The sequence below is a fragment of the Azospirillum oryzae genome (assembly GCF_900177515.1).
In the GTDB taxonomy this organism is placed as follows: domain Bacteria; phylum Pseudomonadota; class Alphaproteobacteria; order Azospirillales; family Azospirillaceae; genus Azospirillum; species Azospirillum oryzae_A.
Map to the genome: position 1 here is coordinate 169394 of NZ_FXAK01000007.1, position 12500 is coordinate 181893.

Sequence of the window (12500 nt, forward strand, 5' to 3'; positions counted from 1 at the left end):
CAAGGTACAATCGGCCATGCGCTTCGACCTCGACAACCTGCCCGCTGATCCGGCCCTGCTGCAGCAGATGGTGCGCGATTTGGCCGAGGTCGTGGAGCGCCAGAAAGCCGATCTGGCGGAGCTGGAGGCTCTGCGTCAGCAGCTTCGGCAGATGCAGCGCACCGTCTTCGGGCGCCGCTCCGAACGGTTCGATCCTGATCAGCTCGATCTCGGGTTGGAGGAGCTGGAGGCGGACATCGCCCGGGTCGAGGCCAAACTCGCAGCCCCTGAACTGAAACCGTCGGCCCCTGCGGAACCACCCAGCCGTGGCCGCGACTTGCCCGATGATCTGCCGCATCACGATCTCACGCTCGAGCCGCCCGGGCTGGAGTCCGGCGCCGGGGTTTGCCCCTGCTGCGGCGGGGCTTTGCATGAGGCCGGCGAGACGGTGGCCCGGATGATCGACTACGTGCCGGCCCAGCTGCGGGTGCTGCGCATCCGCCGGCCCAAATACGCCTGCCGCGGCTGTGGCACGCTGCATCAGGCGCCGGCCCCGGAGAAGCCGATCGCCAAGGGCATGGCGACGCCGGCGATGCTGGCGCACGTCATCACCAGCCGCTACTGCGATCATCTGCCCTTCTACCGCCAGGCGCAGATCCTGGCCCGCAATGGCTTCCCTGTTGACCGCTCGGTTCTGGCGGGCTGGGCGGGGCAAGCCTGTTGGTGGCTGGAGGCGCTGCATGAGGAGTTGGCCAAGGCCCTGTTCGCCTCGGCCAAGCTGTTCGCCGACGACACGCCGATGCCGACGCTGGCGCCGGGAACCGGCCGGGTGAAGACCGGACGGCTGTGGGCCTATGCCCGCGATGACCGGCCCTGGCAGGGGCTGGACCCGCCGGCGGTGATTTATGCCTACACCAGCGATCGCAAAGGCGAACGCCCAGCCGCCCACCTGCGGGAGTTCTGCGGTGTGCTGCAGGTGGACGGTTATGCCGGGTTCGAACGGCTGGCTGCCGGCAACCGGGTCGTGCTGGCGGCCTGCTGGAGCCATGCGCGTCGACGTTTCTACGACTTGGCCGAAAACGGTTCGCCGATCGCCGCCGAGGCGCTGCGCCGCATCGCCCGGCTCTACGCGATCGAAGAGCGCATCCGCGGCCGCACGGCCGACGAGCGCCGGCAGCTTCGGCAAGCCGAGGCCGCTTCCCAGGTGGCGGAGCTGAAGGCGTGGCTGGAGCACGAACTTCCCCGCCTGCCGGGCCGCTCCAAGCTGGCCGAGGCGATCCGCTATGCGCTCGGCCGCTGGAAGGCGTTGTGCGTCTACCTGGATGACGGCCGGGTGGAGATGGATACCAACACGGTGGAGCGCTGCATCAGACCGGTAGCCCTCGGCCGGAAGAATAGCCTCTTCGCCGGCTCGGAGGGCGGCGGCCATCGCTGGGCGGTGATCGCCTCGCTGGTTGAGACCTGCAAGCTCAACGCTGTCGAGCCGTTCGCCTACCTGCGCGACATCCTGGAGCGCATGGTGAACGGCTACCCCGCCGCACGCCTTGCCGATCTGCTCCCCTGGAACTGGAAGCCCGCCGTCAACGCCTGATCCGGTGCGATCACGCTCCGCTTACCTTCTTCGAACAGGGGTCGACGGAGCAACGCGGCGATCTCGCGGGCACGCCAGTCTGGAAGCACGCTGGCCGGATCGAGCGCCGATCGCGCCGGGAGCAACGGCGGACCCGGGTCCGGAAGCCGGATGCCGGTTGGCGGCGCAGGATGGTGGCACCGGCAAGGCGTTCGGCACCCCACAGCGCCTTTTCCGGCGAGAGGGGGTCGGCTTCGCTATGGGCCACGTTGGCTTCCTGCACCTTCGCCAGGACGTTGAGCTCCAGCATGTCCCAGCGCGCGCCGATCCGACCTTCGCGCTTCCAATACTCGGCGAGCCATTCCAGGTCCCCTGGCCGCCCGGCCAGGAACAGATGGCCAGTTTGCTTCAAGGTATCGATGAAGGCGTCGGCACGGTCCACGCCATAGTGGGCTGCCAGCCGGTGGATGCGCGCTTCGTCCAGCGGGAGCAGGCGCACGGTCGCGCTCGCGGTAGCCGTTGCGTTGGACCAGCCGCTCGGCGGAGCGCTCACGGTGGGCACCCTGCACCTCCAGTTCCATCAGCCGCTCGGCCGCGAAGCCGATCATCTCGCGCAGCACGTTGGCATCAGGACTCTTCTCCAGCAGCGCGCGAAGCGCCATCATCTCGTCGGTCATTGTGGTCACCCTTCGGTCGGGTTGAGGTGTGGTGACCAGACTCTACCGAAGAACCACGATGACCGCCCCGGCAGGCCGGTTCCCCACATCTCCTACACCACGGACGGGGACACGACCCCACCGACAAGCTGTGCTCCTCTGAGGCTGCGTTTCGTGAGATCGGTCTGACGGCGCACCATAAACACGGCCGGCGCCAGAACAACCGGGCCGAAGTCTCGCGTCAGCCGCTCTGGCGATGCGAAAGGAAGATGCAGCGCTTCAAGTCTCCAGGCTCGGCCCAGCGTTTCGTCTCTCTGCACGCCGCCGTCTACAACGCCTTCAGCCTTCAGCGCCACCTGGTCTCCCGCCGTACTCTGCGCACCTTTCGGGCGCAGGCCATCGCCGACTGGCAGGCCGCGAGAACCGCAGCGTGAGCAAAGCTGCGTATTGTCGGACGGAACCAAACCGGCCGCGCTCTGCCTCGCCCGTAGCGGACTGCCGGCCATCCTGCCGTGACCGAGATACGGTCCTGAAGGAGATGCCGGGCGGGTCTGAGAGACGGAACCTGTCCACTGATCCCAGGCCGAATCCAACGATCCTGGCATCGCCTGTCCGGCGAACCTGGGACGAAATCCGGCCGCTTCCCGCGATTTCAGGCTTGAGTCCAGCGATCCCGGAAAACCGAAACCCGGGTTTCCCGGTGGATGTCCGCCGCCGAGCGTAGCTGGAGGCGTACTGCGCGAAAAGGGAAATTTTCGCGCAGTATGGCCGCCCGTGCGCGCCTTCCAGCAATCCTCCAGCATACGCAGGCTAACTCCATGTTAGCATGCGTCTCGCCGCAGTATGCCCAGTATTTCAGCCCTCTGAGAGGTCCGGAAACCGTGCAACGGCTGTCAAACTCCCCCGTGCCAAGCGCCTGGCTTTCCGGGGCAATCGGCGCTGCCGGCCCCGCCCTATCGGCGGCGGTCGACCGGCTGGCCCGGCTCGACGACCGGCTGGCCGCCGCCCCGCCCGCCGTGCGCCGCGGCTGGCTCGCCCACCTGCTGCTCGAAGAGGCCGCCGCCTCCGCCGCCCTCGACTCCATCGCGGTCGACGCCGACGAGCTCCGTCTGCAGACGGTCGGCGCCCTGGCGGCCGACGAAGAGCGCGCCGTCGAGGGCGTCGACCGCGTCGCCCTCGCCGCCGGCACCCTGCGCCTGCTGCGCGCCGTCACCGCCCGCCATCCCCGGCAGCTCTTCACCGCCAACCGCCTGGCCGCCGCCGCCCGCCTGCGCCTCAAGGGCCGGCCCGGCGAGATCGCCGCCGGCCTCCTGCAGGAGCGGCTGCCGCCCAGCCTGATCGAGGTGCCGGACCCCGCCGCCGCACGTGCCGCCCTGGCCCGGGCGCTGACGCCGGAGGCGATGGCCCGCTGGCACGACCTGCCGCCGCTGATCGCCGCCGGCGACTTCCTCGGCCAGTGGTCGGCCAGCGGCTGCGCCGACGCGGTTGGCGGCGCCGTCGGTCGCGCCCTGGTGCCGCAGCTGCTCGGTCGGCTCGGCGCGACCGCCGGCCCGGTCCTGTTCCCCGCCCTCGGCTTCCGCGGGCACCTGGGCCGCTACCGGCCAGACCGCCTGCCGGCCGACGAGAGTGCGATGATCGCCTGGTTGGAGGCCTGTCAGCGGGCGGCAGAGGTCGGGCTGGCGCTGCATGGCCAGCTGAGCACAGCCCATCAGCGCCTGCACGCGGCCCTGAAGCCGGCGCGCTCCACCGGACGCGGCGGCTTGGTCGCGGATCTGCTGACCGAAATACCGGCGGTGACCGGTGCCATCCTGGCGCAGCGCTCCGGCCTATCGGCCGCCGCAACCCGCTCGCTGCTTTCCCGCGCCGTGGCCGCCGGCGCGCTCCACCTCCTGACCAGGCGGGACGCCTTCCGCGTGTATGGCCCCTTGGCCTGAACTGAATCCACTTCATAGGTGAGCAAATCATGAGCAGTGATTCAAGTGATCATCTGGGATTCCGCTAGGGGTCTACAGTCATCGATGGGTCGCCGATCTGACCGCCCGCACCAAGATGCAGTTCTGGCCGCGCGTTTTTACCGCCGTAACACTGCAGGATGCGTGAACGATCTCAGCAAAAAGAGACGAACCCATGAAAATATTCAGCCGCAAAGTTTACATGGAAGTCGTTGGTTCGCCGTTGATCTTGGTCAGGCAGCGTGAAAATTTTCAGGAGAAAGCGACACAAACCTTCGGCCTGCAGACATGGCCGGCCGAGCGCCAGACGTAGCGTCAGCCCGGCTTCGCTCGCCTCGTCCGAGTGGCGCGCTGGCCGGCCGCGTCGGCCCGAAGCCAATGGCGTCCAAGTGGTGATCGTTTCCGGCGTCAGCCAGATCGTCAGGTCACCGCGCCGGCGCAGCGCCGCATCGTAGGCAGCCCAGTTCTCCACACAGTACCGGGTCTTCGGAATCTTGGGGCGGCGGAGCTCATTGGTCTTGTACGGCATCAGCGGCCTGACTTCAGCGGGACGCCTCTATAACCGCTCGTTCTCCCGACCACCACCTGCTCGGGCTTTATGCACCAACGTCTGGTGGCATTCCTTCAGCCGGCTCCGTCACAGCCCTCTTGGATGTTCCGAATTAAACTACTCTCCCTGAGGAGAAATATTGCAACCTGTTGCGAGAAATAAAAAGACCTGCGCGACAACTAGAGAGAGAATTAATTAATAGTTAAATAGCGCGATACAATTCTGCAGAAAATGTCGCATATGATCACAATTTTTCTTCGCTTGTATCATGCTCAATTTTGCATGAGCCTGAGCTCTGCATTATGATGCAGAGATTCCATTAAATTGTCTTAGAGATCAAAGGCGTCTTGGAAATAGAAATTTAACCAATGGAAATCATTTTAGAAAAATCCTTGTGGTTCGGAGGCAGGCCAATCTGGCTCCGACCGCTGCCGGGTGGTGCCCCCCGATCAAAACATCCATACCGGCGAACAGAGGAAAACTGAGCAGCTCACTGTCGGTATTCAAGCGAGGCATCAAGATCATGTTTGCTGTGTTGTCTCAGTCGATGACGTTCAATGAGGGCAGGGCATCGAATGCCGCCAAGTCTTCTGGCGCAGCAGTACTGCTCTCCATGCTCATCACTGGATGTGCTATCGCTCCGAAGCCGTTGACGTCTTCGGAAATGAGCGCTGTCGTATCGACGGATCGGGCTGCTATCGAGAAAACTACTGTCGCGATATCCAGTTCGATCACGCTTGAAGAAGCGGTTGCGCGTGCCCTCAAGCAGAACCTTGATTACCGCACCAGATTGATGGAACAGAGCTTGGCTGCCGGGCAACTGGATGCCAGCAAGTATGACATGCTGCCGCGCCTCCTGACGTCCGCCGGCTACACCTGGCGCGACAAAGAGAATATCCGGGATTCGATCGACTCCGTGACCGGCGCGCCATCGCTGGCAAATCCGTCGATCTCGACGGATAGAACGCGGGCGACTGCCGATATCGGCTTGTCTTGGAGCATCCTCGATTTCGGCGTCAGCTACTACAACGCCAATCAGAACGCCGACCGCCTGTTGGTTGCCAACGAGCGCCGCCGCAAGGCCATGCACCTGCTGATCCAGAATGTGCGCACCACCTATTGGCGCGCACTGGCGGCTCAGCGCCTTCGCAACGAGGTGCAATCGACGATCCAAGAGGCCGAACGGGCGCTGACCGACTCACGGAAGATGTTGGCCGACCGCATTCGCAGCCCGGCGGAGCCTCTGCGCTATCAACGCAATTTGCTCGAGAACCTGCGTCTTCTCGAGAACGTCGATCGTGAGTTGGCGGTGGCGGAGATCGAGCTTGCCACTCTGATCGGGGCCAAGCCAGGGTCGCGGATCCGTTTGGTCGAACCGGACTCCTTCGCTTTCAAGGCGCTGTCCTCCAACGTCGAGAAGATGGAGGAGATTGCGCTTCTCAACAATGCCGACTTGCGGGAGCAGGTCTACAGTACCCGCATTGCCGCAGTGGAAACCCGTAAAGCTCTGCTAAAGCTCTTGCCGAACCTATCGTTTGACTATGGCTACAAGTATGACGGTGACAAATACCTGATCAATCAGGTTTGGCAAGAGGCAGGCGCCCGCGTCGCCTTCAACCTGTTCAATCTTCTGTCCGGTCCGGCACAAATCCGTGCCGCTGAAATGAATGTCACGGCCAATGAGGCCAAACGGATGGCGCTTCAGATGGCCGTGCTGTCTCAACTGCATCTCGCCCGGTATTACTATGACGATGCGCTGAAGCAGTACAATCGCGCCATTGCGATCTCCGACGATCGTGCCCCGGCACGTGGTGTACGAGCGAAGTGGTTTGTCATCGCTCTCCGGCAGGTTGGGCCGGATCAGGTTGCCACAGCGGACAACCTGGAGACGTCAGTATGCCCCAACGGCGTCATGGTCTCCAAGCTCATGTAGCGGCGGCTGGCCGCCCACTCATCATTTTGCTCCAGCAGGATGGCCCCTCCCAGTCGGAAGATCGCCGCTTCATTGGGGAATATGACGACGACGTCGGTGCGCCGCTTGACCTCGCCGTTGACGCGCTCGAGGGGATTGGTCGAGCTGATCTTGGTCCAATGGTCGGGATGGAAGTCCATGTAGGCGAGGACGTCGTGTTCGGCCTCGTCCATCAGCGTGGCAAGCTTGGGGAAGCGCTCGCGCAGGCTATCGGCGACTTGGCGCCATTGCCGGTGGGCGGCCTTGGCGGTCTCCTGGGCGAAAGCCGTGCGGATCGCCGCTGCCACCATCGCGCGTTGCGGTGCAGCCACGTGTGCCATCGCATTGCGATAAAAATGGATCCGGCACCTCTGCCACGCCGCCCCGAACACCTTCGCGGCGGCCGCCTTGAGGCCCTCATGCGCGTCCGAGATGACCAGCTTCACGCCGCGCAGGCCGCGCCGCATCAGCGCGCGCAGGAACTTGGTCCAGAACACCTCAGCCTCGGAAGGCCCGATGTCCATGCCCAGCACCTCGCGCCGCCCATCGGTGTTCACGGCCACCGCGATTATCACCGCCACCGAGACGATGCGCCCGGCTTCGCGCACCTTCACGTAGGTGGCGTCGATCCACAGGTAGGGCCAGTCACCCTCCAGTGGTCGGTTCAGGAAGGACTGCACCCGCTCGTCGATGTCAGCGCACAAGCGGCTGACCTGGCTCTTGGAGATGCCGGTCATCCCCATGGCCTTGACCAGCTCATCGACACTGCGCGTCGAGACGCCCTGGATGTAGGCTTCCTGAATGACCGCCGTGAGCGCCTTCTCCGCTGTCCGGCGCGGCTCGAGAAAGCCAGGGAAATAGGAGCCCTTGCGCAGCTTGGGGATCTGCAAGGGGATGGTTCCGGCCCGGGTATCCCAGGCCCGCTCCCGGTAGCCGTTGCGCTGGTTGACGCGCTCGGCTGTGCGTTCGCCATGCTCGGCGCCGCACAGGCTGTCCACCTCCAGGTTCATCAAGCTCTGCGCGACGTAGCCGATCATTTCGCGCAGAAGATCCGTATCCGAGCCCTTCTCCAGAAGCTCGTGAAGCGCCATTCTGTCCATGGTCATCGAGGTTCTCTCCAGCAGCGTTCAAGGTGTTGCAACCCGAACCTACCGGAGATCTTCGATGACCGCCCCGCTGTGGATAAGCGGCCCGCCTACGCCAGCTTTTGGGGGCGCTTCGGCGGGCCGCTTACCCACAGCTCGTACACCACCTCGCGGGACGCAGCCTCTCCGACGTCGACAACAAGCTGGCTGAACTGGCCCGAAGCCAGGAACAGAGTGAGATGGGCGGATCGCTGGAGCGTGTGTCGGCGAATGTGACGGCGATCTTGAGCTCGCTGCGTCTTTACCATTCGGTCGCCAAAGTCAATGAAGCGATCAGCCGGATCCAGGCATCTCTCGGCCAGGAGCCGGACATTGGTGCTTTGGATGACATCACCTTGGACGACTTGAAGCAGAAGCTTCATGTCCTCCTTCAGGACCAGGTGTGACCATGGCAAGGCACCAGAGGGCTGGCCGCACCGGCCGGAATGGCACGGTGGTGACGAGAGCGGCAGCCGCTGCGGCCTTGATGGGCGCCGTGATGCTGGCTGTGCCGGCTGCAGCACAATCGCTGCCCGGCGCTGGGTTCAACCCACTCGAAATGCGCGCCCAGTTGACGCCACAGCGCTATGCCACGCTGTCGGCGGAGATCGCGGCCAAGATCAATCGCGTCGTGTTGCGTGATGGCCAGTCATTCCGGGCCGGTGACGTCCTTCTGGAGTTCGACTGCGCTTTGCAGGCAGCACAGCTCGACAAGGCTCGGGCGCAGCAGGCAGGTGCGGAGAACATGCTCAATGGACAGAGACGGCTGGCCAAGCTGAACGCGGTCGGAATGGTCGAGCTCCACAACAGCGAGGCTGAAGTCACCAAAGCCAAGGCCGACGTCACCTATCTGCGGACGACGATGGAGAAGTGCAAACTCACGGCACCGTACAATGGCCGCATCGTCGAACACAAAGCCCGCGAACAGCAGTTCGTGCAGCCAGCTCAGCCTCTCATCGAAATCATCGACGACAGCACCCTCGAGCTTGAATTCATCGTGCCCTCGCAGTGGTTGAGTTGGTTCAAGCCTGGGCACAGCTTCAAGGTACGGATCGATGACACCAGGAATGAGTATCCGGTGAAACTGGTGCGGACCGCTGCAAGGGTCGATCCCCTCAGCCAATCGGTGAAAGCTGTTGCGGTGGTCGACGGCAAGTACCCGGAGCTGCTCGCCGGCATGAGTGGCCAAATTCTCATCACGCCACCTGCACAACAATAATCGACTGGGACCTCAGGCTCGGGGAAGAGGAAGCAAATCATCATGAAGACGCCGCCGTCCGTGCATCGCCGCACCCTTCGTCGCAATGGTCCGAGCGCGCGGCGCCTTGAACCCCGCATGATGTTCGATGGAGCTGCCGTCGTCGATGCGACGGCGGCCGTCAATGACAGTCCGACAGCCGAGCACACCGAAGCCGCAGCCGCGCCGGCGCCGGTGGTCGACACTCAAACCGCGACCTCCCAGTCGACGCAGCCGGGGCCGACCGCCACCGAGACAGCGCCAAGCGACGCCGGCCCCCAAACGTCGGCTGCCAACGGGGCGGCGCCGACAAGCGATACCGGCACCACCCAACCCAGTGGGGCTCAACCCGGTGGGGCAGAGGGGAACAGCTCGACAGACGTGGCTCCCGCCACAGGCCAGCAGTCGGCGACCTCGTCGGACATCACCGTCCAACAGACGGCCGAGCCGGATGTGGGCAGCCAGTCCGAAACGATGCGTCAGGAGGCCGGTCTCGCGAATGCTGCCGACGTCGCGTCGGCTGATGCAGCGCATCTGTCAGCGGTCGAAGAGCAAGCCAAGCAGGCGATCGCTTCGTTTCTTGGCTCGGCTGACGGTCTGGACAAGTTGGCCACGCTCTTCCCCGGGGTGCAAACCACCCTAAGTGTGGACTGGATAGCCCGTGCGGAAGCCCTACGCGCCCAAGTGCTCAATGGCAGCTTCAACCTGACGGTTCAGTTCGTCGATGGTGCTGCTATGGGCGATTACTATGCGGCGTTTACAGCCAGTGGTCCGAACGGAACCCCAACCATTCTGGTCAACCATGACTGGTGGAATGTTCAGACCGATGACGGCACCCGGGTACGGGCTCTGGTCGAAGAGTATGGTCACGCCATCGACAGCCGGCTGAATCCCGGCTCCGATACGGCTGGTGACGAGGGCGAAGCGTTCTCCGACAAGGTTTTGAATATTCCGGTCAATTACGTGGACGAGGCTCGGATCGCGGTAGAGAACGATCACAAATCCGTTGTGATCGATGGGCTCTCCTATGAGGTGGAGACCGCCACGCTGTCCTTCCTGACTGCCTACAAGGTCTATACCGGGGCAGGCTTCCTCGCCGAAAAGGAGCAAAACCGGCACCACTTCATCGACGCGTCTCTTGGCGTTACGGTCATTACCGATGGACAGCTTTCCAGCTATTTCTCCGGCAATGATGTCGTCGCGAAAGTAAGCCTCAACGGAAATGACTATTATGGCTGGGTAAGCCGCCCGATCAAGGACCAAGGCATCGTCCGTGGCTTCTATTTTTGGTATGATGCGAATTTCGGAAATCTGTCTACTGCCACCCAAGATGGTAACATGGATGGCGACCGGAATGCCGCGGACAACAATGCTTTCATTCTTGTCGTCGATCAGAATTACTTCAACAATCTTTCTGTCGCAGGCAGCTTCACGGATAATGGCGTCACGAAGACGTACAAGTTCGTTGGAAGCTCCTCTGATCGCGTGGATACTGCTCTCAATTCGCTTGTCGTGCCGAATCGCGCGCCCACCCCGTCCAATGACAGCCTGACCATTCTTGAGGACAGCGGGGCCGGTACCGGCAATGTGCTGACGAACGACAGCGATGCCGACGGCAACGCCTTGGCGGTCACGGGCTTCAGCATCAACGGCAGCGCCGGCACACTGGGTCAGGCCTTCTCCATCGCCAATGTCGGGCAATTTACGCTGTCGGCCGACGGAAGCTACAGCTTCACGCCTGCCGCCAATTATGCCGGCCCGGTGCCCACCATCACCTATACGGTAAGCGACGGTCAGGTGTCGGCGACCGCGACGTTGTCGATCGCCATCACGCCGGTCAATGACGCGCCGGGCGGGACCGACAAGACCATCACGATGGACGAGGATACCAGCCACACCTTCTCGGCCGGCGAGTTCGGCTTTACCGATGCATCGGACAATCCGGCCAATTCGTTGCAGTCGGTCGTCATCACCACGTTGCCACCCGCCGGTACGCTTACGCTGAACGGAACCGCCGTTATCGCGGGTCAGGAGATTCTGGCCACCGATCTGACCAAGCTGAAATTCACGCCCGCGACCGATGCATTCGGCGCCAGCTATGCCACCTTCACCTTCCAGGTGCGGGACAGCGGCGGCACGGCAAATGGAGGCATCAACCTCGATCCGACGCCGAACACCATCACCGTCAAGGTGAACAACGTCAACGATGCGCCTGTCGCTGTTGCCGACACCAATGCCATCAACGAAGACGCGGCAACTGTCACTGGAAATGTTTCGACCAACGACAGCGATCCTGACGGAGACACCCGGACGGTGGTGTCTGCGTCCGGTGTCGGTGCTACGACCGGGTCGGGACCTTTTGTGGTGGTTGGCCGGTATGGCACGCTGACCCTTCAGACGAACGGCACCTACAGCTATGCGCTGGATAACACCAACGCTGCGGTCCAGGCTCTGCGCCAATCGACCGACGTGCTCTCAGAGAGCTTTTCCTACACCATCGCCGATCCTGGCAACCTCACTGCCAGCAGCACACTGACCATCACCATCACAGCCCGTTTCGAAAGTTGTCGCTGACGTGGTGAGGGTCTGACGTAAAGGCTGTTGGCAGGGGACACACACCCTGCCGGAGGCCGCCGATGTGGACGCCCGAGGACCGCCGGCTGGTTGGCGATTACGGCGCCGGCCAAGCCCTGAGCGATGACCAGTACCGCTTGATCGAGCCCCTGATTCCGTCAGCCAAGCCCGGTGGACGGCCCCGCAGTACGGACATGCGTCGGTTGCTGGACGCCCTGTTCTATGTGGTGCGGACCGGCTGCCAATGGCGCCATTTGCCGCCCCCGCCGGCCTTTCCGCCCTGGCCCACGGTTTACCGCTACTTCCGCGCCTTCCTGGAAGCCGGCGTGTGGGAGGCCCTTCGCCACCATCTGGTGGTGATGCTGCGCGAGCAGGAAGGCCGTGATCCGACACCCTCGGCCGCCATCCTCGACACCCAGAGCGTCAAGACGACGGAAAAAGGGGCGCCCGAGGCTTTGACGCGGCCAAGAAGATCAAGGGCCGCAAGCGTCACATCGCCGTCGACACCTCGGGCTTCCTGCTCGGCGTCCTCGTCCACGCCGCTGACATTCAGGACGCCGACAGCGCCGGAGCGCTGCTGACGCGGATCAAGCGGCTCTACTGCTGGCTGCGCGCCATCTTTGCCGACAGCATCTACAATCGGATGCCGGTGATCCTCGCCTGCTTCCTGCTCGGGCTGACGCTGATCATCGTCCGGCGCATCGCCGGCGGCGGCTTCATCCTCGTTCCCCGCCGCTGGGTGGTCGAACGATCATTCGGCTGGCTCGGACGGTGGCGACGCTTGTCAAAGGATTACGAGGAGCGCACCGACGTCGCCGAGGCCATGGTCACCATTGCCGCCATCAGGATCATGATACACCGCCTCGCTCACCCAAACCGAAAGCGGCTTCCTTCACCAGACTTTTGA

9 protein-coding genes and 3 pseudogenes are annotated in these 12500 nt (G+C 63.5%); 8 read left to right on the forward strand and 4 right to left on the reverse strand.

The features are described 5' to 3' along the window. Positions 1-16 precede the first annotated feature (16 nt). Entirely contained in the window at positions 17-1570 is a 1554-nt protein-coding gene (locus B9N97_RS13360) for an IS66-like element ISAli15 family transposase (protein ID WP_085087174.1), read from the forward strand. A 10-nt stretch (positions 1571-1580) separates the two neighbouring features. On the opposite strand, the gene B9N97_RS35630 is transcribed toward B9N97_RS13360, so the two are convergent. Together B9N97_RS35630 and B9N97_RS34980 are read right to left on the reverse strand one after the other, a co-directional pair. Next, positions 1581-2111, reverse strand: a complete 531-nt coding sequence (locus B9N97_RS35630; RefSeq protein WP_208621266.1) for a hypothetical protein — start codon at positions 2109-2111, stop codon at positions 1581-1583. Then, positions 2050-2226, reverse strand: a pseudogene (locus B9N97_RS34980) (IS256 family transposase); the annotation flags it as partial. The pseudogene B9N97_RS34980 and the gene B9N97_RS35630, both read right to left, overlap by 62 nt. 119 nt (positions 2227-2345) lie before the next feature. On the opposite strand from B9N97_RS34980, the pseudogene B9N97_RS36260 reads away from it, so the two are divergent. Further along, positions 2346-2639: pseudogene (locus tag B9N97_RS36260) on the forward strand (DDE-type integrase/transposase/recombinase); the annotation flags it as partial. Positions 2640-3086: 447 nt separating this feature from the next. Continuing rightward, positions 3087-4139 carry a DUF1403 family protein gene (locus tag B9N97_RS13370; RefSeq protein ID WP_167393301.1) on the forward strand — a complete coding sequence of 351 codons (1053 nt, stop codon included), beginning with the start codon at positions 3087-3089 and terminating at the stop codon, positions 4137-4139. 208 nt (positions 4140-4347) lie between these two features. Here B9N97_RS13370 and B9N97_RS13375 read toward each other — a convergent pair. Then, positions 4348-4686: pseudogene (locus B9N97_RS13375) on the reverse strand (transposase); the annotation flags it as partial. A gap of 544 nt (positions 4687-5230) precedes the next feature. Between B9N97_RS13375 and B9N97_RS13380 the strand changes: the two are divergent. Next, the gene (locus B9N97_RS13380; protein ID WP_085087182.1) at positions 5231-6640 is read left to right on the forward strand and encodes a TolC family protein; all 1410 of its coding nucleotides are present in this window, start codon (positions 5231-5233) and stop codon (positions 6638-6640) included. Here B9N97_RS13380 and B9N97_RS13385 read toward each other — a convergent pair. Further along, a complete protein-coding gene (locus tag B9N97_RS13385; protein WP_085085269.1) occupies positions 6568-7764 on the reverse strand; it encodes an IS256 family transposase in 1197 nt (398 codons plus the stop codon). The two genes, B9N97_RS13380 and B9N97_RS13385, sit on opposite strands and share 73 nt — an antisense overlap. A 218-nt stretch (positions 7765-7982) precedes the next feature. On the opposite strand from B9N97_RS13385, the gene B9N97_RS34985 reads away from it, so the two are divergent. From B9N97_RS34985 to B9N97_RS13405, 4 genes are all read left to right on the forward strand, one after another. Next, positions 7983-8189 carry a hypothetical protein gene (locus tag B9N97_RS34985; RefSeq protein WP_143266704.1) on the forward strand — a complete coding sequence of 69 codons (207 nt, stop codon included), beginning with the start codon at positions 7983-7985 and terminating at the stop codon, positions 8187-8189. 2 nt (positions 8190-8191) lie between these two features. Continuing rightward, positions 8192-9001, forward strand: coding sequence for an efflux RND transporter periplasmic adaptor subunit (locus B9N97_RS13395; protein WP_085087186.1), 810 nt, complete (start codon positions 8192-8194; stop codon positions 8999-9001). Between the two features lie 42 nt (positions 9002-9043). Beyond that, positions 9044-11593: an Ig-like domain-containing protein gene (locus tag B9N97_RS13400; RefSeq protein WP_085087188.1), complete on the forward strand. Its 2550-nt coding sequence runs from the start codon at positions 9044-9046 to the stop codon at positions 11591-11593. 62 nt (positions 11594-11655) lie between these two features. Then, positions 11656-12500 (forward strand): IS5 family transposase gene (locus B9N97_RS13405; RefSeq protein ID WP_244560564.1). Its coding sequence is split into 2 segments (ribosomal slippage): positions 11656-12031 and positions 12031-12500, totalling 846 coding nucleotides; the frame shifts between segments, so codons are not numbered across the junction.